The following is a 22,907-nucleotide window of genomic DNA, read 5'->3' as shown; positions in this document are numbered from 1 at the left end:
CAGCCAACAATGCAGAACGTGTCATCTTTATTTCCTTAGTATGTATGAGCAAAAAATTATGTACGGGTAACGCTGCGGGTGCAGAATCAACCGAGTGAAAAAATTGTATCAGCAATTGATTAAAAAAAGAACGAAAAACCAGTGAAAAAGAAAGGATTTTTTTGTGTCAGAACAACAACTCTGTGTTTTTTTCACAAAAAATCCGCCAAATCCTTTGCAATCAATGCAAAATTAACCGGCTCAATCAGAAAAATGCACGTATCCAGACAGGTAAATCCCCTGCAACCAGGGCAACAAGGGATGAATGGCTGCTGTTTGGCAGTCTGCGGCCGTCAACAGCCGCTGGTTAGCGAATGTATTGAGCAAAGGCCCCGCCTCCGCTGACACACTCACGCGCTCGCCATTGATAAAATACTGGCCTTGCCAATGCAACATCTGCGTCTGCAAGTCCATCACCAGTCCAGATTGCTGGGCGCGTTGCAAAAACTTCTCTGCACTCAGTTTGCGGTTGGGCGAAAACACAACATACGCTTTGGGCTCTGAAAAATACTTTGCCAGAAACGGTCCCAGTTGCTCGGTCTCCCAGGGCAAGCGGCGCAACATGCCAGCCACTTGACTGACCATCTGCTGGTCAATCGCTGCGGCATCTTGAACGGGTTGCAACTCAGGGTCGCGATACAGTTCGTCAGGCAGCATCTCCTGGCGGCAGGCCTCAAGAAACTCAATGGCCAGTTCACGCGCGGCGGGCGCCCGGAAGCCGATGGAGTAGGTCATGCAATCATCATCTTCTGCAATGCCCCAATGCGCGACATTGGGCGGCAGATAGAGCATGTCGCCCGGCGCCAGCACCCACTCCTGCTCGCATTCAAAGTGCGACAAAATGCGCAAGGGTGCATCGGCAATCAATCTTAAATCCGTTTGCTGGCTGATACGCCAGCGGCGGTGCCCCGCGCCCTGCAGCAAGAAGACATCATAGCTGTCGATATGTGGCCCGACGCCACCACCAGTCGGCGCATAACTGACCATGACATCATCGAGTCTGGCGTTGGGGACAAAGCTAAACTGCGACAGCAAGGCTTGCGCCTCTGGCAGCACATGATTCACCCCCTGCACCAGCAGGGTCCAGTCGCGCGCAGGCAAACTGGTAAAGTCTTCGTCATCAAACGGGCCTTGCCTGACCTGCCAGCCATCTCCCTGATTCATGCGCTCAGAATCAAACTGTATCAGTCTGGCCGGCACCTCAGCCTCACAGGCCAGCCCCGCCAGCTCGCTTGGCGTCAGTAATCCCTCAAAACCAGGGATAGCACCCCGGATTAATAATGGTTTCTTTTGCCAGTAGTCTGCCATGAATTGCGCAGGGCTTAATCCGTTCAGTAGGGTCAGGGCTTGATGCATGATGATGAAGATTATCTAAAAGGAAGAAAAGGGGCGGTCGTGATGCTTTGTGTCAGCCGCGAGATCAAGCGCTGCGACTTCTCGGCCAAGGTCAAGGCCAGCAAATCTGTGCGGGCAACCAGCTTGCTAAACTCGCGCTCAAAGCTCAGATTCTGTACTTCACCTGTCAGGCTATTGGTCAGCAACAACAGTTCGCCCTGGGCATTTTTGGCATTCGCCAGTTTCCACATGGCGATTTCAATATTTCTGGCGGCATTGTATAGGTTTTGCGGATCTATGCTATCCAGCAAGAAAAAAGACGCCTTGCTGCCATGCGCGCGGTAAAGCATGGACTGGATACCCACCACAAGTGCCAGTACCCGATCTCCGCCAAATTGCGGGTTTAATGCCAGCTTGATCGCAGCGGTGTCTTGCGCATGCCCAAGCGCCTCCAGTTGCCAGCCATGCACGTGAGCCTGCTCAAACACATAGGTGGCGATCTGTTCGGGCCCGCCCAAGCCAGATTTCTGCGCTTCAGCCGGGTTGCGTTTATACAGTTTGAGCATCAGCAAGCGCAAGGTGCTGACGTTTTCGGCATATTCAATATCCGCCAGGCGATCCAGATCGGTTTTCACCAGTTGATGCAAGGCATTCCGGTCTTGCCGCACTGGCACCGGACGTCCATTCGGCGAATCGACATAACCTGAATGAGGGGAGGTCGTACAGGCGACCAGCAGCAATAGCAACATCAGGCCACTGCAGCCGATGCAACTCATGCAGGCAAGATCCTTTGCGCAGGAAACACGATACGGAAACAGCTCCCCAGCCCAGGCTCACTCTCCACCTGCAAGCTGGCCTGATGATGATGCAGAATATGTTTGACGATAGACAAGCCCAAACCTGTGCCGCCTGTGTCGCGGCTCCGGCCGCTGTCCACACGATAAAAACGCTCGGTCAGTCTGGGTAAATGGTGCGCTTCAATACCGATGCCATTATCTTGGACGCTGAACACCACGTCCTCCCCCCGCATTTGCCAATAAATATCAATCTTGCCTTGTGGCGGGGTATAGCGTACAGCATTGGTGGTCAGGTTGCTCATGGCACTCATGAGCTCATTATAACTGCCCGTCAGGTTAACGTTCGCCTCCATATGCAAGGTGACCTGATGCTGCCCCTGGCTCAATGCCTGGGCATCGCGATGCAACTGCTGCAGCATGGCCTTCATGTCAATCTCGGTTTCATCCTTGAGCGTGACATTATTCTCCAGGCGTGACAAGGTCAGCAAGTCCTCGATAATGCGGCGCATGCGCGTCGTTTGCGCCTGCATCATGTCAAAATAAGGCTGGATATCGGGAGAAATCTCCCCCTGCATGTCACTGATGGTTTCCAGAAAGCCACCAATCACGGTGAGCGGTGTACGCAACTCATGTGACACGTTGGCGATGAAATCGCGGCGCATGACTTCGGTTTTCTCAATGGCGGATACATCTCGGCAAATCAGCAGTCGCTGCTTGCTAGCAAACGGAATAATCTGCAACTCCAGCGTGATATCGGGACTGCGCCAGGATTTAAGCTTGAGTGGTTCGCTGTACTCTTCGGCTTGCAGGTATTCCACGAACTCGGCCTGGCGTAATAAATAATAAATCGGCTGACTTTCGTCATGGTGGCGCTTGAGACCCAGGCGTTGTACGGCAGGCTCATTAAACCATTCGATTTCATTACGATTATTGAGCACGACCACGCCATCCGGCAAAGCACTGGTAGCATGACGCAAGCGCTCCAAGGTACTGCTTAACTGGCTCTGGCTACGCGAATGGCGGCGCATTTCATGATAGAGATTGGCAAAAATGTCTTCCCAGATACCTTTGCCGTTGGGGATGAAATTCAGGCTGGGCTTAAGGGCCCACTGGTACAGACGGTGTATCCAGTATAAATGTCCGGCCAGATAGGCCAGCACACCACATAAATAAGTCAACCACGCCAGATGCGCATTTGTGAACCAGCCAAGGAGCAAGCAACCAAATGCCCACAGAAACAAAGTCCAAAACGCTTTTAAACGAATATCTTGCACAAGCCAATCTCACCGGATAGATGGCAGCGATTATACGACACAACGATGCAGGCACAATGACAGGAAAATGACGTAAGCGCAGGCGCGATGACCATCGCTCACTCATCCACCACCTGGACGCTTTTGGCGTAGGGTTTGGCCAGCGGCTCGCCAATAAACACGCCCTGCATCGGCCATTTCACGCTTTTCCAGTAGGCCTCAATCAGGGTTTCACCGGCCAGATAATGGCCAATTAACACCTGCGGGTTGGGGAATTTTTGCCAATAATTACAAGGCTCAGACACAGTGCCATAACTGCCGGTAACCCCCGCATCCAGCCAGCGCGAGGCGGGCATTTGCGGATTGTAATTAGACAAAATGCCACCGGTCGAGGTCAAATGATCGGCAATGGCGCCGGGCAAATAACTGTTGGTAAGCAGATAATCGACCGATTTTTGCCCGGTGAAATAAAACATGACTGAGGGCTGTTTTTCTATCGTCTCCTGACTCAAGGTATGCAAGGTCAGTTTTTTGGATTTGACCGTCATGCCCTCTTGCGGGAAAAAAGGTTCACGTGGCTTGGAGCGTGCCGCATCCTGGGTTTTTAGAAAAAACCCATTCGCGTCATTTAAACTGAATTCACTCATGACGCCACGGTCTATGAGTGCCTTGGCCGCAGCCACACTGGTGATGGGCAACAACATGGACAAACGCAAATGGTGATCCGCCCATGGCCGCAATGAGGCGCTGTTAAAGTATGGGCTGTCGCGGCCGGGGTCACAGGTCTTGCGGCATTGATTGAGATCCAGCCCGAGCGTCAGCGCACTGGTAAGGCTGTTACATTGCACGGCAAACGGGGTGCGCCAGACCAGCAAGACCACTTGCTGCGTGGTCAACTTGGCATCCAACTGGGCTTTGAGTGACTCAAACTCGGGAACCGTCAGCGCATCTTTAAAATGGCGGGGCAATTCCACCCCGATCAGATTTTCCGCAGGGACTTGCCTAGCTTGCAGGTAGTAACGGGCGACCTCTTCGCTTTGCGCGTCATTGAGGTTATACACCACTGCCACATCTTCCGGCTTTAATAATGAGGGCCGCAACGGGATTTGCTTGCTGAGGTCTACCGCGCCAGCAACACTGCTCACCATAAAAAGCAGGCAGATACCCACTGCCCCCCACTGACTGATCAGCCACTGCTTTACTGCCTTCAACTCAACACTCCATTGCGATTGCAAAGATACTACGCCTGTCATTTCAACCCGCGTAGAATGACATCATAACTTAAATTAAACCACTGCATGAAGGCTAGGTTCACAGCATGAATACACAAACCATCTTAATCACTGGCGGCAATCGCGGCCTCGGCCTCGAGTATGCCAGGCAATATGCCGAAAGCGGCCAGCAGGTCTACGTCACGGTACGCGATCCCGCCCAGGCTCCCGCGTTACAACAACTGGCCAGTCAACATAGCAACCTGCAGCTGCTTGCGCTGGATGTGGCCGATGTCGATTCAATCCGGGCGCTGGCAAGCCAGCTGTCAGCACTGACGCTGGACATTCTGATCAGCAATGCGGGCACCTATCCTGAGAGCAGCTTTGGCCAGACCGACGTGCAAGCCTGGTTACAGGCTTTTCAGGTCAACACGCTGAGCACTTACTATCTTGCAGAGGCTTTCTTGCCGCAGCTGCGACGCGCTCCGCAGGCAAAGCTGATCGCCATGACCAGCAAAATGGGCAGCATAGAAGACAATGGCAGTGGCGGTGAATATATCTACCGCAGCAGCAAAACTGCGCTGAATATGGTTGTCAAAAGCCTGTCTATCGATTTGCGCGGCTTTAACATTGTCGTTGCTGCACTGCATCCGGGCTGGGTGCGCACAGACATGGGCGGTCCAAACGGCCTGATTGATACCGAAACCAGCGTGCAAGGCCTGCGCCAGGTGATTGCCAGTTTAACCCCTGCACAATCGGGCCAGTTTATCGCCTATGATGGCAAACCGATTCCCTGGTAACGCAATCACGTCGATAAAGGGATATGCGGCAGTCCAGTGTCATTGATATCCGGCATGTTTTTGTATGGACTGCGCTCCTCTAGCTCATTGACATATTGCTGCATGCCCTCGGCCTCGCGGCGCAGAAAGCGCGCCACACTCTGGTGAAAATCGGGATGGCTGAGCCAGTGGTAAGAACAGGTGGGGTAAGCGACAAAGCCACGGGCAAGCTTATGCTCGCCTTGTGCACCGCCTTCAAAATAGCGGATCTGCTCGCGGATACAGAATTGCTGCGGCTGGTAATAGCACAACTCGAAATGCAGACAAGAAATATCGCGCAAACTCCCCCAGTAACGGCCATATAGCGTCGCTTCACCCAGCACACACAGACTGGCCGCCACATCCTCGCCATGCTGCGAAGCAATAAATAACTGCAAATGCCCGGGCAGGTAGCGCTGCAAATGCTCGAAAAATGCCAGGGTCAGATAAGGTGAACTATGGTGGCGGAGATACGTCTGGCAATAGCATTGATAAAACAAGGCCAAATCTTGCGCAGTCATGTCATGACCACTCACCACGCGGCAGGTCACGCCCTGTTGCGCAACTTTTTGCCGTTCTTGCCGGATTTTTTTGCGCTTGTCCCGGCTCAATACGGCCATAAAAGCGTCCCAGTCGGCATATCCCGCATTTTCCCAGCGGAACTGCACGCCCTCACGCCTTAGCCACCGCTGCTGTTCACAAAAGTCAGCCGACATGGCATCGGGAAACAACAGATGCGCACCGGACAGAGCATGTTCCTGACAAAAAGCCTGCAGCTGCTTGAGCATGGTCTCGGCAATCAACGCAGGCGCGTCACAGGCCGGGTTTATCAGCAGGCGTGGGCCAGTGACGGGTGAGAAAGGAATGGCGGAGATCAGCTTGGGGTAATACTGCCCACCCGCTTGCTCATAGGCCTCGGCCCATGACCAGTCAAAGACATACTCGCCGTAAGAGTGCGTTTTGAGATAACAAGGCATGGCTGCCACCAACTGCCCCTGGTCAAACGCAGTTAAATGATAGGGCATCCAGCCCGTCTGCGCACCGACACAAGCGGTGGCCTCAAACGCCAGCAAAAACTGGTAGTCGAGCATGGGGTGCGTGCCTGCCAGGCGCTGCCAGTCGGCAGGTGCGATCTCCTGCAAGCCACGGGACCAGACAAAGGATAATTGCGAGGGCAGCATCAAGCAGGTCCAGAGTCAGCGACAAAGCCACTAAACAGCAAAAATAATGAAGGCAATCTGCTTGTTTGACACGCCGAAACGCTGAATGGCATGTGCATGTTGAGACAAAGGAAATTAACTAGGACGCTTGCGTATGACCGAAACGTCTTTACCACTTGAATTGACAGGGCTATTGGCAGGAATCACTGCCGAGCTTGCTTTGGATTTGTTTCTGGACTTGGCATCAGGCTCTGAGTCGCTGACGATATTTTGCTGGTTCTCGATTTTTGCCTCGGTTCTGGCTTCGGCTTCACGTTGACGCTCCACCATTTTGGCATAGGCGGTTTCAAGTTCGTCTAGCGTGATCACGCCATTGCCATCAAGATCAACATAGGAAAAATGGCGGGCCACTTGTGGCAAACACAGCGTCGCTTCTTCGCGGTCTAGCGAGTCGTCATTGTCGCGGTTACACTCATTGAACCGTTGTGCGATGCTGTCATGCATGGCCTTGCGCTTTTGCAACATCAACTGATGGTCGGGATCGGTGTTACGGGCGTAATCAGAAAGGGCCTTGCGCAAACGTGCACGGTCTTCTGGGCTAAAGTTGTGCTCTAGCGTTTTGGAAAGGCCGGTATCATCATTGTCAGCCAGACGGATCTCTGTCAATCGGACTGGCAATTTAAGATCAGCCAAAGCAGGGAATGCCAGCAACATGGAGGTTGTCAGCAATACAATTCGTTTCAAATGTTTAATCGCTCTACACATCCAAACGCAATACCTTTATTCCTGTTCCATCGAAAGCACTTGTGTTTAAGCTATTATTGGGTGCTCTCAAGCATGAATCTCATGGCAAACGAGGGACCGATTTTAAAATCAGGTCGATCACATTAACGCAATTGCAACTTTAGCGGCAACAAATTTAACAAAAAATAGCGTTTTCGGATGCCCCTGCCGATAGCAGAAGGCAATCATGCATCAGGATTGTAACTGCAATATTTCATCCCCAACGCCATTTGTAACGAAGTTGTAACTGGCACACTTCATGCGCTCCAATGCTTGGAGTATAATTATCAAGGATAAGTTTTTGGCCTTGCCGTATTTATCTTCCTGCGGTCATCCTGATCGCAATAAAATGCGTTAAGCAAACACTTGCTTCAAATAACAAAGGTCCGTATGTCAGAACAGTTAAAAAAAATCTTGATGGTCGATGATGATTTACGTATGCGCGAGCTGTTACAGCGCTACCTGACTGAACAAGGTTTTAATATCAAGTCCGTATCAGATGGTAAGGAGATGGACAAAACGCTGGCCAATGAACATTTCGACCTGCTGATTCTGGACCTGATGCTGCCGGGCGAAGATGGCCTCGCCATTTGCCGCCGACTGCGTGGAGCCAACCACATGACCCCCATCATCATGCTGACTGCACGCGGCGATGAAGTGGACCGCATTGTCGGCCTGGAAATGGGGGCGGATGACTACTTGCCCAAACCCTTTAACCCGCGTGAACTGCTGGCCAGAATCAATGCGGTCCTTCGCCGTCACGAGATTTCGCCAAAACAGGCAGTTGAAGAAAAATCCGCCGCGTTCCAATTTGGCGAGTTTGTGTTTGATACCAGCACCCGCAGCCTAAGTAAAAACGGCGTGCCCATTACGATTACCAGTGGTGAATTCACCTTGCTGAAAGTCTTCACCGAACACCCACGCCAACCACTGTCACGTGACCGACTCATGCAACTGGCGCGTGGCCGCGAGCTGGATGTATTTGATCGCAGCATAGACGTGCAGGTCTCTCGCCTGCGCCGCATTATCGAGCCTGATCCGGCACATCCTCGCTACCTGCAAACCATGTGGGGCTTTGGCTATGTCTTTATTCCAGATGGTGAAGCACCACAATAATCCGGCCAAGCTTTAATCCCCGTGCGCTTACTGCCCCGCCGACTGCTGTCCCGCATCATGTTGCTGATCGCCATCTTACTGGCGGTCAGTATCTATGCATCGCTCAAAATCTTTGATTATTTTGACCGCGAACCACGCGCAACCGCCGCTGCCCTGCAAGCCGTCACCATCGTCAATTACACCCGCGCCTCACTGATCGCCTCGCACGAAAACCGCCGCCTGGCCTTGTTATCCGAGTTATCGGGCCGTGAAGGCGTGCGCGTCTATGCGGCGGACTTTCTGGAAGATATCGAGCCCTTACCCGCAGACCCTTTTATTAATTTGGTCGCACTCAAAATCCGCGAACGGCTGGGCGAAGAAACCATTATCACGGTCAATCATTATGATATCCCTGGCTTGTGGATCAGCTTTAATGTCGGCCAGGATGACTTCTGGGTGGTCATCCCCAAAATTCAGGTAGACCGCCCTTTCCCCTGGCACTGGCTAGGCTGGGCAGCGGTAGTCGGCTTGCTTTCACTGGTGGGTGGCTATTTACTGACGGCCCGCATCAACCGGCCTTTGACCATGCTGGTGCATGCCGCAGAACGGCTGCGTAATGGCGAGCCCGCGCCTAAACTGCCGGTGGACAGCGTCGAAGAGTTACGCGAAGTGACGCAGACCTTTAACGAGATGGCGGAATCCCTGGCCCGCCTCGATGCGGAACGCACGCTGCTGCTGGCAGGGGTCTCACATGACATCCGCACGCCGCTGGCGCGGTTGCGGCTAGCGGTAGAAATGCTGCCGCAAGAAGCCGATTATATGAAACAGGGCATGATTGAAGACATCTCCGATATGGACAATATCATTCACCAGTTTCTGGACTTTGTGCGCGGCGTAGAGGGCGAGCCCACGCGCATGATGGATATTAACGATTTGCTCAATGCACTGGCAGAACGTCAGCGTCGCGCGGGCCGCGAGCTCAAAATTTCGCTGGGGCCCAAATACTTTATTCCCATCCGTCCGCTAGCCATGCAACGCCTGCTCGACAACCTGGTTGGCAATGCTTACAACTATGGCAAAGGCAAGGTCGAGGTGCGCAGTCAGGTCATGGCCGACAAGATCGTCATCAGTGTGCTGGATAACGGCCCAGGCATCCCGCCTGAACATGCAGACCGCTTGCTGCGACCTTTTGAGCGCATGGACAGCGCGCGCAACAAATACGAAGGCGGCAGCGGCCTGGGTCTGGCGATTTGCAACCGCATTGCCGCTTTACATAGCGGTCAACTGGCCTTGCTCAACCGCCCGGAAGGCGGGCTGGAAGCCAGGCTTTCACTGCCGATCCTACCTAACACTTAATCTGGCCCAACACTTAAGCTGGTTGAGCGCAGCGATTAATCCGCCGACGGCGTAAACCAGTTCAGTCGCTCGCGCAATTTCACCACTTCGCCAATAATCGTCAAACTGGGCGGCTTCAAGCCCGCGGCCGCCACCTCTGCTGCCAGATGCTGCAAGGTGGATTCCACCACGCGTTGCTTCTGCGTTGTCCCCTGCTGGATCACTGCCGCCGGCATGTCCGGCGACACGCCTTGTGCCATCAGCTTGCTGCAAATCTGCTCCAGCCCTACCAGGCCCATATAAATCACCACCGTCTGCTTGGGTCTGGCCATGGCCTGCCAGTCCAGATCAATGGTGCCATCTTTAAGGTGGCCGGTAATAAATAAACAGGCCTGGGCGTAATCCCTGTGCGTGAGCGGAATCCCGGCATAGCTAGAGACACCGTTGGCCGCGGTAATGCCGGGCACCACTTGAAATGGCACCCCATGCTGCATCAGTGTTTCGATCTCTTCGCCGCCACGTCCAAAGATAAACGGGTCGCCGCCTTTAAGCCGCAATACGCGCTTGCCTTCCAGCGCCAGCCTGGCCAGCAAGGCATTGATTTCTTCTTGCGGCAAGGTGTGCTGGTCACGTGACTTACCCACATAAATCAGCTCGGCATCGCGACGCACCAGTTCCATGACCTCTTTGCTCACCAGCTTGTCATAGACACAGACATCGCACTGCTGCATCAGTCGCAATGCCCTGAACGTCAGTAGATCTGGGTCACCCGGCCCACCGCCCACCAGATAAACCTCGCCACGCGTAGGCGCGTCTTCACGCTGATTGAGCAACTCGGCCAGCAAGGTCCGCGCTGCCTGCTCCTGCCCGGACAACACGCGCTCCACCAGCGGCCCGTTCAACACATCCTCCCAAAAGCGACGACGTGCAGGCAGATTAGAGAACTTGGCTTTCACCTGGTCGCGAAATTCACCTGCGATAGTCGCAATCCGGCCATAAGCCGCAGGCAACATGGTTTCGATTTTGCTGCGGATATGCCTTGCCAGCACCGGCGCATTGCCTTCACTCGAAATCGCAATCACCACCGGGCTGCGATCGATCACCGAGCCCATGGTAAACGTGCACAGCGCTGGCGCATCGACGACGTTGACCGGAATATTCAGCCGCTTTGCCGCCACCGACACTGCTTCATTCACCGCTTCGTCATCGGTGGCTGCAATCACCAGGCAAGCACTGGTCAATTGTTCGGCCTGAAACTCGGCAGCCACATAGTCAATCTCGCCCTGCGCATGCATCTCGCGCAACTCGTCGCACAATTCGGGCGAGATCACGGTAACCTGCCCTTGCGCCTTGCGTAGCATGATCACCTTGCGCGTCGCGACATCGCCACCGCCGATGACGATACAAGGGCGTTGTGCAATATTGAAAAAAATCGGTAAAGCTTGCATGCAGATGGGACTTCAACAAGAAAAGCGTATTTTACCGCAGTCCCCAGTGTTAGCTGGGGTTTCCCCTGCAAATACGCTAAAATACTGTTTTTGTGAGAAATTTAGCGTTCGATGAAGCACGAAAGCGGAAAAAAGATATTCATTAAATCGTTTGGTTGCCAGATGAACGAATACGATGCGTCACGCATGATAGACCTGATGCGCGAGCATGAAGGCATGACGCAAACCGAGAACATGGAAGAAGCAGACGTGATCTTGCTCAACACCTGTTCAGTCCGTGAAAAAGCCGAAGAAAAAGTGTTTAGCCATCTCGGCCGCATGATTCCGCTCAAAGAAAAAAATCCCAACCTGGTGATTGGTGTCGGCGGTTGCGTGGCCAGCCAGGAAGGCGAGGCCATCATTCAGCGCGCGCCCTATGTCGATGTCGTGTTTGGTCCGCAAACCCTGCATCGGCTGCCCGAGCTGATCAAAGCCAAACAAGCGGCAGACAAGCCACAGGTAGACATTGCCTTCCCCGAGATTGAAAAGTTTGACCATTTGCCGCCGCCCCGCGTCGAAGGGGCGACTGCCTTTTTGAGCATTATGGAGGGCTGCAGCAAATATTGCAGCTTTTGCGTAGTACCTTATACCCGCGGCGAAGAGTTTTCTCGTCCGTTTGAAGACATCATTACCGAGGCGATCCAGTTGGCTGAGCAAGGCGTCAAAGAGATCACGCTGCTCGGCCAGAACGTGAACGCCTACCGCGTGCCTTATCAAGGCATCGAGGCCGATTTGCCACTGTTGATTGAAACCATCGCAGAAATCCCGCAAATCGAGCGTATCCGCTACACCACCAGCCACCCCAACGAAATGAGCGAGCGTCTGATTGCGTGCCATGCGACGGTGCCCAAGCTGGCCAACCAATTGCACCTGCCAGTGCAGGCAGGCAGTGACCGTATCTTGATGGCGATGAAGCGCAACTACACCGCGCTGCAATACAAAGGCCTGATCCGCAAACTGAAAGCTGCCAATCCGGCCCTGACCATCACCAGCGACATCATCGTCGGCTTTCCTGGTGAAACCGAAAAAGACTTTCAGGCCACACTCAAACTCATGCGCGATGTGGGATTTGATTACAGTTTCAGCTTTTTATACAGCCCGCGCCCAGGCACGCCGGCCAGCTACCTGCCCGACGAAACCCCGCAAGCCGACAAAGCGGCCTGGCTCAAGCAACTGCAAACCGAGAACGAAACCAATGGTGACGCCATCAGCCGCGCCATGCTGGGGACCGTGCAACGCGTGCTGATCGATGGCCCGTCGTGGAAAGACCCCAATTTGTTGGCAGGCAAAACCGATAACGGCCGCGTGGTGGATATCGCTGCCGATAGCCGCTATATCCACCAGATGGTGCAAGTCAAAATCACCGACGTCTACAACCCAAAACGCCTGGTTGGCGAAATTGTGAATTAAGCATGGAAATTACCCTCAGCCCCGAAGACAACCTGATGCTGGCCAACCTGTGCGGCCCGCTTGATGAAAATATCCGCCAACTGGCGAATGGTCTCGATATCGACATCAACCGCCGCGGCAGCACGTTTTACTTGAGCGGCAACCAAACCAATATGCGGCTGGGCGCGCAAATGCTAGAAAACTTCTACGCACGCTCAAAAAAGCCGATTGACCTCGAAGATATTCAGCTCGGCCTAGTAGAAATCGACAAACTCAAACCCGAAGAAGTCAGCAGCAGCGCCATGCCTGTACTGATGACGCGCCGCGGCGACCTGCATGGTCGCACCCCGCGCCAGGTCAGCTACTTGCAACAGATACAAGACCATGACATCACCTTTGGCATCGGCCCAGCGGGTACAGGTAAAACCTATCTGGCTGTCGCCAGTGCAGTGGATGCCATGACCCGTGACCGCGTGAAAAGAATCGTGTTAGTCCGCCCGGCTGTAGAAGCAGGTGAACGTTTAGGTTTTCTACCTGGTGATTTGAACCAAAAGGTCGACCCGTACCTGCGCCCTTTATATGACGCCTTGTATGACTTGGCTGGTTATGACACCGTGAACAAAATGTTTGAACGCGGCGCCATTGAAGTTGCCCCACTCGCCTATATGCGCGGCCGTACCTTGAACCAGAGTTTTATTATTCTGGACGAAGCGCAAAACACTACGCCCGAGCAAATGAAAATGTTCCTGACCCGCATCGGTTTTGGCACCAAAGCCGTGATTACCGGCGACGTGACACAGATTGACTTGCAACGCCACCAGAAAAGCGGCTTGGTCGAAGCGCAAAAGATTCTCAAAGAAGTGAAAGGCATCGCCTTTACCCAGTTTATGTCGCAAGACGTGGTAAGACATCCGTTGGTGCAGAAGATTATTAATGCTTATGAGAAGTTTGAGACCTCGCAGAAAGATTAGTCATAACGATACATCAACTTTAACCTAGCCCAATTTACTTTGATTCAATTGAGTAGTTTCTGATTACAATCGCCATATAAATTTAAGAATAAATCTTTTTGGTCACTACCGATAGATTTTATAACGCTAAACCCCTGAACCTTAGAGACAGTTAACTTAACTGTATTAGGACTCATTCCCATAATACTGAATCAAAAGTAAAAGATTCATAGTCCCTACGCCAAATCACTTCTTGAGTATTCACAACCAGCCACCAAGTCTGTTTTTCTGGTCTAGGCGTGTTCTCTTTAAACGCTTGCGGATTTAATACTGCAACACACCACGCTGGTTGCGGGTCTCTCACAGAGGTGTAAATGATGGCGCCTAACTTCACCTCCCTTGCTGTAACTGCTAAAGCTTGGGTCGGTTGATAGTTGGTTTTATGTTGCCATACCGCATCTTGATTAAACGGTGGATTTCTTAAATCAATCACTTGGGTGGCGAGTGATACTTGAAAAGCGGTGTGTGGCACGGGCTCTATGCGGCTGAGTGCTGGCGCATCCATGAGAAAGCGCCATCGCCAATAGCCGAGTTCAGCTGCGGCGGTACGAACTGTTTCTGCGGCATAAAACACGCCGGGGTCATTTGGACCGCGAAAGCGTGAACCTCCAGCGCGGCTGGGGTAACGGAATGGCGTGGCGAGTAGGTAATCCAGATGTTCGGTATTGGTGGCGTAAGGCGGCTTGTTGCTATCGAGCAAAGTTTCAAGGAGCGTTTGCTCGGCCTCAGTATCGACCAGTTTCATGGTGGAGGCGACATGTTGCGCCTCGACCATGCGCCAGGCCAACGATGTCCAAGCAAAAGCCTCAGACGATACCGCGTGAGGTGTCCAGATATTGGACGACACGGACCAAGCCTTCGGTTTGTTTAATCAGGTCGATGGGGCGCGCATTGAGCGCCAGGTTTTGATTGTTTAACCAGACACGGGCGGTTTCGTCATTGTTGACGATGGAATCCAGCGAGCGGAAGGCGCGCACAAATAGCAAAGCAAAATCCCACTCTTTGCGTTTTTGGTCGAGGACATATTCACCACTATACAAGCGGGTGATGGTGGCTGGGCTCACACCAAGAATGCTTGCCAACAAGGCTTTGGAAATCTGCAAACGCTCAGCCGCGCGACTTACCGCTTTGGTTAACACGGATTGTGCATCGGCTTGGGGGACGTTATTTTGTGTGGTCGCGACCATAGAAATTCCTTTCCATGGAAACTCTAACACAATATTATTTCAACAGGAATATTTACTGTGTGTAAGTTGGAAACTTCTGCATCACTTTTTCAAATAATGGGCTTTGCAACCACCCTTCTAACCAGACACGCAATTTTGGATATGCGCTGCTGGCAAACCAATCCGCATCAACCGCTGCAAACTGGCGGATAAACGGAAATATGGCGACATCGGCCATGCTAGGTTTATCCCCAAGCAAATAGTCATGCTGCTCTAATGCAGCTTCTAACCTCTGCAAAAACTGCTCACCTTGTTCACGATAAACCAGTTGCGCTTGCTCGTGGTAACGGTCAGGGTATTTATAGCGGTCAAGTGCTTGTTTAAACTCACCATCATTGATAGTTATCAGCGCGTTCACTGCATCGTGGTCTGCATTCAACCAACCTTGAGGATCGTTCTGGGCAAGTGCCCACTGCATAATATCCAGACTTTGCTCCAGCACAGTGCCGTCAGGCAATTGCAATACCGGCACGGTGCCTTTGGGGGAAATCTGTAGCAAATGTGCAGGTTTTTCACGCAATGAAATCTCGCGCACTTCTACCTGAATATTCGCCGCCCAGATCGCCATACGGGCGCGCATGGCGTAGGGGCAGCGGCGGTAGGAATAAAGGATGGGCTTCATTCTGATGGGCACTTCTATAAACTAAAATTCCGTCGCGATACTGCGTTGCTCATAAAAAATTTCTCCTGACATATCAACTATATGTGGCGTCACAATTTTTAATCGCGCCTTGTCTGGCTTAGCAATTTGAATTTATAGAAGCGCCTGATAACAAGGGAGCTTTAAATAAGTGATTGAGTGTGATGAAGTGCAAGGCGCACGGAACACAGAAACCGGAGCGTACAGATAGTACGTGAGGATTTCGCGTACCGCGTAACGCCGCAATTCGCCCAATCAATCATTTAGTTAAAGTTTCCCAGCGCTTTGCGGCAGTCTTTAATCAGTTGCGGGCCTTTATAGATGAGTCCGCTGTAGAGTTGAACCAGGCTGGCACCGGCCGCCATTTTCTCTTTGGCATCGTCGCCATTGAGAATACCACCGACGCCGATAATCGGCAGGCTGCCTTGCAAGCTGGCCGCCAGTGTTTGAATCACGCGTGTAGAACCCGCTTTTACCGGTGCGCCTGACAGCCCACCCGCCTCTTCCGAGTTTGGCAAGCCGGCCACAGCATCGCGCGACAAGGTAGTATTGGTGGCAATCACGCCGTCCATTTGGTGCTGCATGAGCAGTTCAGCGATTTCTTGTACTTGTTCGGTGGTCAAATCGGGGGCGATTTTGAGCACAACGGGCACATATTTGCCATGCAGTTGCGAGAGGATTTTTTGCTCGGCTTTGAGCGTCGCGAGCAGTTGGCCCAGCGCCTCTTTTTCTTGCAGGGCGCGCAGGTTTTTGGTGTTGGGTGAGGAAATATTCACCGTGATATAACTGGCATAGTTATACACCTTGCGCATGCAGCTCAGGTAGTCTTCAGCGGCACGGTCGTTCGGCGTATCAAAGTTTTTGCCGATATTAATGCCCAGAATGCCTTTGAATTTGGACGCCTTCACATTCTGGATCAGTTGATCGACACCGAGGTTGTTAAAGCCAAAGCGGTTAATAATGGCCTCGGCTTGTGGCAAACGGAACAAGCGTGGTTTGGGGTTGCCCGGCTGTGGGCGCGGCGTGACGGTGCCCACCTCAATAAAGCCAAAGCCTAGCGCGGCCATGCCATCAATCACAGCGGCATTTTTATCCAGCCCGGCCGCTAGGCCGACCGGATTGGGGAACGTGAGGCCCATGACCTGCGTCGGTTGTGCAGGTAAACGGCAGGCGGCGAGTGCGAGCAGGCCGAGCTTTTCTGCACGTTTAAGCGATTGCAAAGTAATATCGTGTGCTTGCTCTGCATCCAGTTGAAACAGCAGAGGTTTAAGCAGCGAGTAAACATTCATCCGTTTGATTCCTGAACTTTTAATTTTCCAACTCTATCGTTGCATTTTGCCAGCAGTGACTACTAGACAATACAGTCACCAGGTGTCGCTGACATGACTTTTGCGTTACATCAAAAACCATGATGTCATAAGGGTTCAAAATCCTCTACAGATTCATTGCGTGCAACATGATTCGCTTACTGGAGGAAACCCATGAAAATTTTGATTGATTTGTTATCGACTGACTACGGTTTAATGAGTTTTATCGTGATTGCTGTGATTTTAGTGGTCATGATTTGGGCGGGGATTTATGTCTATGTCAAAGCGCGACAATCATAAATCCTCTGCACTGCCACGATACGCCGCCACTTGAACAAACCCCGCTTGCGCGGGGTTTGCGGGTTTACAGCAATACTTTCTCAATGCCACCGTTATTGGCCTTCTGGATGTAATTTTCCATCCAGTTTTCACCCAGCACGTGCTTGGCCATTTCCACCACAATGTAGTCAGCTTCAATGCCAGTGTCATCACCATAGCGTGACAAACCTTGCAGGCAGCTTGGGCAAGACGTCAGGATTTTGACTGGCTGCTCGGGGGCGCCCACGGTCAAGCCCATTTTCTCCATGCCTTTTTCCAGCTCTTCCTGTTTGCGGAATTTGACCTGGGTAGCAATATCAGGACGCGCCGCAGCAAAAGTGCCGGACTCACCGCAACAACGGTCATTCAACGCCACCTCGGTGCCCATCAGCTTGTTGGTGACTTCCAATGGCTTGTAAGTCTTCATCGGCGAGTGGCATGGGTCATGATACATATAACGCGTACCGGTCACGCTTTGCAGGCGCATGTCTTTTTCCATCAGGTACTCGTGGATGTCGAGCAGACGGCAGCCCGGGAAAATCTTCTCGAACTCGTACTTCTGCAACTGATCCATACAGGTGCCGCAAGACACAATCACGGTCTTGATATCCAGGTAGTTCAAGGTGTTGGCGACGCGGTGGAACAGCACGCGGTTGTCCGCCGTGATTTCCTGGCCCTTGTCGTGGTTGCCTGAGGCTGTTTGCGGGTAACCGCAGCACAGGTAGCCTGGCGGCAAGACCGTAATCGCGCCCACCTCGTACAACATGGCTTGAGTCGCCAGGCCGACGTTAGAGAACAGGCGCTCGGAGCCGCAGCCCGGGAAGTAGAACACGGCTTCCGAATCCTCGTTCACCTTTTGCGGGTTGCGGATGACCGGAATCATGGTGTCATCTTCCACGCCCAGCATGGCACGTGAGGTCTTGGACTGCATTTTCTTCGGCATCGGCCGGTTGATGAAGTGAATCACCTGCGCCTTGATCTCTGGCTTGCCCACCGTCGCTGGCGGTGCTTTTTTGTCCTTGAGCAGGCCAAATTTCTTGGCCAGGCTGTTAGCAATATTAATCGCCTTGTAGCCCATGCCTATCATGGTTGCACGCAAGAACTTGATGGTGGCCGGATCTTTGGCATTCAGATACAGCATACCCGCAGCCGTGCCAGGGTTGAATTTCTTCTTGCCTTGTTCGCGCAGGAAGTTACGCATCTTGACGGACACATCACCAAAGTCAATATTGACCGGGCAAGGTTTTTCACAACGGTGGCAGACCGTACAATGGTCAGCCACATCGTTGAACTCGTCAAAGTGCTTGAGCGAAATGCCGCGACGGGTTTGCTCTTCGTACAAGAAGGCCTCGATCAGCAAGGAGGTGCCGAGAATCTTGTTACGTGGGGAATACAGCAAATTGGCGCGTGGCACGTGGGTAGAACACACGGGCTTACACTTGCCGCAACGCAAGCAGTCAGAAATATCATCGGCAATCTCGCCTATGGCAGACTGCTCCATGATGATGGACTCTTGCTCGAGCAAACCAAAGCTGGGGGTATAGGCGTTTTCCAGCCCGGAACCCATCATGAGTTTGCCTTTGTTGAAACGGCCTTCGGGATCTACCTTGGCTTTGTAAGCAGCAAAGGTATCAATGGTGGCCTGATCCAGGAACTCCATCTTGGTGATACCGATCCCATGCTCGCCAGAAATCACACCATTGAGGCTACGTGCCAGGGCCATCACACGCGCAACAGCGGCGTGGGCGTCTTGCATCATGCCGTAGTCGTCAGAGTTGACCGGGATATTGGTATGCACGTTACCGTCACCGGCGTGCATGTGCAGCGCGATAAACACGCGGCTCTTCAACACGGTTTTCTGAATCTCATCCAGCTTGTCCAGAATCTTCTGGTATTCACGGCCAGCGAAAATATCCGCCATTGGTCGCTTGAGTTCGCGCTTCCAGGAAACGCGCAAATCGTAAGACTGCACGGCGCGGAACACGTTTTCATATTGGGCATAGGCCTTGCCCATCTCGCCCAGCACGGTGACAGGCTCGTCCAGGGTATTCAAAATCAGGCGCCATTTGGCACGCACATCACGCAACAACTGCAAGGCAATGTTTTGTTTGGATTTGACCCCTTCAGGGTCGGAGTTGCCGTCTTCATCCGGCTGCAAAGGCAGGTCACCAGCGACAAAGGCTTCCAGCGCATCCACCAGACGCAGCTTGTTATTGATAGACAGCTCGATATTAATCCGCTCAATGCCGTCGGAGTATTCGCCCAGGCGCGGCAATGGAATCACCACGTCTTCGTTAATCTTGAAGGCGTTGGTATGGCGGGCAATTGCCGCCGTGCGTGAACGGTCCAGCCAGAATTTTTTACGGGCCTCGGCCGAGACGGCAATAAAGCCTTCGCCGTTACGTGCATTACAGATGCGCACTACGGCAGAAGCCACTTCACCGACGGCGTTTTCATCATCAGACGCGATATCGCACAACAACACCATTTTTGGCCGTTGCTGGCGTGCGGCCTTGGTCGCATAGCCCACGGCTTTCACATAGCGCTCATCCATGTGCTCCAGACCGGCCATGATCACCGACGGGTCTTGCTTGGCAGTAGCGTCCAGATAATCCTTGATCTCGACAATCGCGGGCACGGCATGCGACACATTGCCAAAAAACTCCAGCGCAATGGTGCGTACATGTTTGGGCATGCGGTGCAAAATAAAGGTGGCAGAGGTAATCAGACCGTCACAACCCTCTTTTTGCACACCAGGCAAGCCGGACAGGAACTTGTCGGTCACGTCTTTACCCAGGCCGACCTTACGGAAGCTCGGCCCCGGAATTTCAAGAATCTCAGGCTCGGACAGCAAGTTTTTATGGTCGATGTCGTAGCGGCTGATTTTAAAGCGCGCCATGTCAATATCGTGAATTTTGCCCAGGTTGTGATCCAGACGCTCCACTTCCAGCCAGGTCGCATCTGGCGTCACCATGCGCCATGAGGCGAGGTTATCCAGCGCGGTCCCCCACAGCACGGCTTTTTTACCACCGGCGTTCATGGCGACGTTACCGCCAATGCAACAGGCATCGGCAGAGGTCGGGTCGCAGGCGAATTCCAGACCGGCGGTGGTGGCCGCATCCATGGCGCGACGGGTCACCACACCCGCGCCGCACTCAATCGTCGCCACCTGACGGGAGACGCCGGGCAAGGTGCGCATTTGCACACCTGTGTGTTGGTCCAGTTTTTCGGTGTTGATGACTGCAGACAATGGCGTCAACGGTACCGCGCCGCCCGTGTAACCCGTTCCGCCCCCACGTGGAATAATGGTCAGCCCCAATTCGATACAGGCGCGCACCAGATAAGAGATCTCGGCTTCAGTATCCGGGTTGATCACCACAAATGGATATTCGACGCGCCAGTCGGTGGCGTCTGTCACATGTGAGACACGTGCCAAGCCATCAAACTGCACATTGTCTTTGCGAGTGTACTTGGTCAGTTTGGCCAGGGCTTTTTTGCGTAAGTCGGCCGTTTGCTTGAAATCATCGGCAAACTTCTCTACCGCTTTGGTCGCAGCAGAGACCAGTTTTTGTACTTTTTCATTGCCACCGCTACGTTCTTGAATGGCAGAAATACGATGATATAGCGCCTCGATCAAGGCCTTGCGACGCTTGGGGTTTTCCAGCAGGTCATCTTGCAGATAAGGGTTGCGTGACACCACCCACAAATCGCCCAACACCTCAAACAGCATGCGCGCACTGCGGCCTGTTTTACGCTCGGCGCGCAGCACATTGAGGATCTCCCAGATTTCTTCGCCGAGAAACCGGATGACGATTTCGCGGTCAGAGAAGGAGGTATAGTTGTACGGAATTTCGCGTAATCGTGCGAGAGGGGTAGAATTGCGCTTTAACAAATCTGCGTTGACAGGTGCGTTCATTGATAATTTATCAAAAACAAAAGTCAATTATACCATGTCGTATACAGCACAAACACGTTACACGGCCTATGGTTTTTAGCGTGCATTTTTGAGTCATCCGTTTTTTAAGAGGCTAAGTTGAAATCAATATTCAGAACATGGGGCGTAGCAATAGTTGCATTGGCGCTCATCGCAGGCCTGGTATTTGCTGTCATGCAAAAACCGCAGGCTCCAGAAGTCACCTTCACCACGCTGGATGGCCAGAAAATCAGCATGCAAAGCCTGCGCGGCAAAACGGTGCTGGTCAACTTCTGGGCAACAGACTGCTCTGGCTGCATCAAGGAGATGCCTGACCTCATCCACACTTACCAGCAGTACAAAGACAAAAACCTGGTGGTGATTGCCGTGGCGATGCCGTATGACCCGCCTGCGCAAGTGCTCAATTACACCAAGGAAAAAGCGCTGCCGTTTGCCGTAATGCATGACGGTTACGGCGAAATGGTCAAGGCGTTTGGTAATGTCAACCTGACCCCGACCACCTTTATCTTTGACGGCAACGGCAACCGCATCCAGAAAACCATAGGCGAACTCAACTTTGCCGAATTACGCAAACTCCTGAATCAGAAAGCCAGCTAAATGTTGTGGGTCAAAGCGCTACATATTATTTTTGTCACCAGTTGGTTCGCAGGCCTGTTTTACCTGCCCCGTATCTACGTCAACCTGGCCATGGAAACAGAAACTCACGCCTATGCGCGCTTGCTGCTCATGGCGCAAAAACTCTACCGCTTCATGCAGCCCCTCATGCTGCTGGCGCTCGCATTTGGCTTATGGTTATGGCTGGGTTACGGCATCACCGGTGGCTGGATGCATGCCAAACTGACCCTGGTCATCCTGCTGATTGGCTACCATCACTATTGCGGCAAACTGCTTAAACAATTTCTTGCGCAGCAAAACAAGCGTAGTCATGTCTGGTTTCGCTGGTTTAATGAAGTCCCGGTGCTGATCCTGTTCGCCGTGGTGATTCTGGTGGTCGTCAAGCCATTTTAAGCCGGTATGTTGCACGCATTATTACAATCAGACTGGCTGATAACCATGCTGGACAAGTCCGGCAAGCAGGCCGCGCACAAGCTGCTAGGCTTATTCAACATTCTGGATGACTTGCTCTCCAGCCCGCTCGCAGAGGCGCAAACCACGCCCGCGACAACATCGACCCAGCCTGGGCGTCTGCAGACATACCTGAGCACACAGGCACAACTGGCAGGCGCGCGCCTGCCTGACATGCTCGCTAACCAGCTCTATTTCATGGCACTCAGTGCCTGTCAGGAAAAGCTGGCACACAGACAATCCAGCGCCCTGCAACATGCAAAACAGGCAGCAAAAGCACTTATCGACGAGCAAACCAAACTGCAAATCGACTGGCTGGCCATCCGCAACTATGGCGTGGTGGCGGTCACCTTGGTCTGTGGCGTCGTGGGCGGTTATTACTGGCATATGCAGCTCGAATCCGCGCCCAGCCTCCAGACCGCAGCGGTGCATCAGCCTCCGCCCCACCCGTTATCATTCGAGGCAAGTCCCACCGAAACCGCAGCCATTTACAGCCGCCTCGAAACCATGAAGCATGGTGATTGCCGACTGATCGAAGCGATTCAACTGCCAGAACGCTTGAAAAGCGTTTACATCGAAAACATCATCAATGGTCACGTCACAACCAACCGTGACGAGCAAGTACTGGTCAACCAGCTGCTTGATCAGGTGCAGTGCAATTACACGCCCAAACTGATGGCCAACTCCAGACAGTAGACTGCCTGA

At 52.8% G+C, this 22,907-nt stretch carries 21 protein-coding genes; 9 read left to right on the top strand and 12 right to left on the bottom strand.

The window, feature by feature from the left end; genetic code table 11:
* Window positions 1–240: 240 nt before the first annotated feature.
* From ACT53D_RS13820 to ACT53D_RS13805, 4 genes are all read right to left on the bottom strand, one after another.
* Window positions 241–1,395, bottom strand: coding sequence for a cupin domain-containing protein (locus ACT53D_RS13820; protein ID WP_476156736.1), 1,155 nt, complete (start codon window positions 1,393–1,395; stop codon window positions 241–243).
* An 11-nt stretch (window positions 1,396–1,406) separates the two neighbouring features.
* The gene (locus ACT53D_RS13815) at window positions 1,407–2,150 is read right to left on the bottom strand and encodes a hypothetical protein (RefSeq protein WP_228518929.1); all 744 of its coding nucleotides are present in this window, start codon (window positions 2,148–2,150) and stop codon (window positions 1,407–1,409) included.
* A complete protein-coding gene (phoR, locus tag ACT53D_RS13810; RefSeq protein WP_194749463.1) occupies window positions 2,147–3,445 on the bottom strand; it encodes a phosphate regulon sensor histidine kinase PhoR in 1,299 nt (432 codons plus the stop codon). Before phoR ends, ACT53D_RS13815 begins: the two co-directional genes overlap by 4 nt.
* A gap of 98 nt (window positions 3,446–3,543) precedes the next feature.
* Window positions 3,544–4,635: a TIGR03790 family protein gene (locus ACT53D_RS13805; protein WP_476156734.1), complete on the bottom strand. Its 1,092-nt coding sequence runs from the start codon at window positions 4,633–4,635 to the stop codon at window positions 3,544–3,546.
* Between the two features lie 107 nt (window positions 4,636–4,742).
* Between ACT53D_RS13805 and ACT53D_RS13800 the strand changes: the two genes are divergently transcribed.
* Window positions 4,743–5,435 carry an SDR family oxidoreductase gene (locus ACT53D_RS13800; protein WP_476156732.1) on the top strand — a complete coding sequence of 231 codons (693 nt, stop codon included), beginning with the start codon at window positions 4,743–4,745 and terminating at the stop codon, window positions 5,433–5,435.
* A gap of 5 nt (window positions 5,436–5,440) precedes the next feature.
* Here the strand turns inward: ACT53D_RS13800 and ACT53D_RS13795 are convergent, their stop codons facing one another.
* Both ACT53D_RS13795 and ACT53D_RS13790 read right to left on the bottom strand, forming a co-directional pair.
* Complete coding sequence (locus ACT53D_RS13795; RefSeq protein ID WP_476156730.1) at window positions 5,441–6,634, bottom strand: GNAT family N-acetyltransferase; 1,194 nt, start codon at window positions 6,632–6,634, stop codon at window positions 5,441–5,443.
* Between the two features lie 114 nt (window positions 6,635–6,748).
* Window positions 6,749–7,357, bottom strand: a complete 609-nt coding sequence (locus ACT53D_RS13790; RefSeq protein WP_275356748.1) for an EF-hand domain-containing protein — start codon at window positions 7,355–7,357, stop codon at window positions 6,749–6,751.
* A 429-nt stretch (window positions 7,358–7,786) separates the two neighbouring features.
* On the opposite strand from ACT53D_RS13790, the gene ompR reads away from it, so the two are divergent.
* Window positions 7,787–8,512: an osmolarity response regulator transcription factor OmpR gene (gene ompR, locus ACT53D_RS13785; RefSeq protein WP_313987169.1), complete on the top strand. Its 726-nt coding sequence runs from the start codon at window positions 7,787–7,789 to the stop codon at window positions 8,510–8,512.
* Between the two features lie 21 nt (window positions 8,513–8,533).
* Window positions 8,534–9,847, top strand: coding sequence for a sensor histidine kinase (locus ACT53D_RS13780; protein WP_313987167.1), 1,314 nt, complete (start codon window positions 8,534–8,536; stop codon window positions 9,845–9,847).
* Between the two features lie 35 nt (window positions 9,848–9,882).
* Here the strand turns inward: ACT53D_RS13780 and cysG are convergent, their stop codons facing one another.
* Window positions 9,883–11,274, bottom strand: a complete 1,392-nt coding sequence (gene cysG, locus ACT53D_RS13775; protein ID WP_379073688.1) for a siroheme synthase CysG — start codon at window positions 11,272–11,274, stop codon at window positions 9,883–9,885.
* Between the two features lie 111 nt (window positions 11,275–11,385).
* On the opposite strand from cysG, the gene miaB reads away from it, so the two are divergent.
* A complete protein-coding gene (gene miaB / locus ACT53D_RS13770; protein WP_379073686.1) occupies window positions 11,386–12,723 on the top strand; it encodes a tRNA (N6-isopentenyl adenosine(37)-C2)-methylthiotransferase MiaB in 1,338 nt (445 codons plus the stop codon).
* Between the two features lie 2 nt (window positions 12,724–12,725).
* Window positions 12,726–13,673, top strand: coding sequence for a PhoH family protein (locus tag ACT53D_RS13765; protein WP_379073684.1), 948 nt, complete (start codon window positions 12,726–12,728; stop codon window positions 13,671–13,673).
* Between the two features lie 172 nt (window positions 13,674–13,845).
* Here ACT53D_RS13765 and ACT53D_RS13760 read toward each other — a convergent pair whose 3' ends face one another.
* The 4 genes from ACT53D_RS13760 to ACT53D_RS13745 form a co-directional block, all read right to left on the bottom strand.
* Window positions 13,846–14,559, bottom strand: a complete 714-nt coding sequence (locus tag ACT53D_RS13760; RefSeq protein WP_476156726.1) for an RES family NAD+ phosphorylase — start codon at window positions 14,557–14,559, stop codon at window positions 13,846–13,848.
* The gene (locus ACT53D_RS13755; protein WP_476156724.1) at window positions 14,519–14,899 is read right to left on the bottom strand and encodes an antitoxin Xre-like helix-turn-helix domain-containing protein; all 381 of its coding nucleotides are present in this window, start codon (window positions 14,897–14,899) and stop codon (window positions 14,519–14,521) included. Before ACT53D_RS13755 ends, ACT53D_RS13760 begins: the two co-directional genes overlap by 41 nt.
* 52 nt (window positions 14,900–14,951) lie before the next feature.
* Entirely contained in the window at window positions 14,952–15,560 is a 609-nt protein-coding gene (locus tag ACT53D_RS13750) for a glutathione S-transferase (RefSeq protein ID WP_338656697.1), read from the bottom strand.
* A 281-nt stretch (window positions 15,561–15,841) separates the two neighbouring features.
* Window positions 15,842–16,867 carry a quinone-dependent dihydroorotate dehydrogenase gene (locus ACT53D_RS13745; protein WP_476156722.1) on the bottom strand — a complete coding sequence of 342 codons (1,026 nt, stop codon included), beginning with the start codon at window positions 16,865–16,867 and terminating at the stop codon, window positions 15,842–15,844.
* 192 nt (window positions 16,868–17,059) lie between these two features.
* On the opposite strand from ACT53D_RS13745, the gene ACT53D_RS13740 reads away from it, so the two are divergent.
* Window positions 17,060–17,185 carry a DUF3149 domain-containing protein gene (locus ACT53D_RS13740; RefSeq protein ID WP_194749452.1) on the top strand — a complete coding sequence of 42 codons (126 nt, stop codon included), beginning with the start codon at window positions 17,060–17,062 and terminating at the stop codon, window positions 17,183–17,185.
* A 64-nt stretch (window positions 17,186–17,249) separates the two neighbouring features.
* Here the strand turns inward: ACT53D_RS13740 and ACT53D_RS13735 are convergent, their stop codons facing one another.
* Window positions 17,250–21,119, bottom strand: coding sequence for a DUF3683 domain-containing protein (locus ACT53D_RS13735; RefSeq protein ID WP_476156720.1), 3,870 nt, complete (start codon window positions 21,117–21,119; stop codon window positions 17,250–17,252).
* A 192-nt stretch (window positions 21,120–21,311) separates the two neighbouring features.
* On the opposite strand from ACT53D_RS13735, the gene ACT53D_RS13730 reads away from it, so the two are divergent.
* Genes ACT53D_RS13730 through ACT53D_RS13720 form a run of 3 tightly spaced genes read left to right on the top strand, consistent with a single transcriptional unit; the run spans window position 21,312 to window position 22,898 of the window.
* The gene (locus ACT53D_RS13730; RefSeq protein WP_476156718.1) at window positions 21,312–21,734 is read left to right on the top strand and encodes a TlpA disulfide reductase family protein; all 423 of its coding nucleotides are present in this window, start codon (window positions 21,312–21,314) and stop codon (window positions 21,732–21,734) included.
* Entirely contained in the window at window positions 21,735–22,145 is a 411-nt protein-coding gene (locus ACT53D_RS13725) for a CopD family protein (RefSeq protein WP_194749449.1), read from the top strand.
* 6 nt (window positions 22,146–22,151) lie between these two features.
* Window positions 22,152–22,898: a hypothetical protein gene (locus ACT53D_RS13720; RefSeq protein ID WP_476156716.1), complete on the top strand. Its 747-nt coding sequence runs from the start codon at window positions 22,152–22,154 to the stop codon at window positions 22,896–22,898.
* The last annotated feature ends 9 nt before the right edge of the window (window positions 22,899–22,907 follow it).

The sequence above is a fragment of the Methylophilus sp. DMC16 genome, from assembly GCF_056314045.1.
Note: the sequence above shows the minus strand (reverse complement) of the source record. Positions and strands in the feature narration are given on the sequence as shown.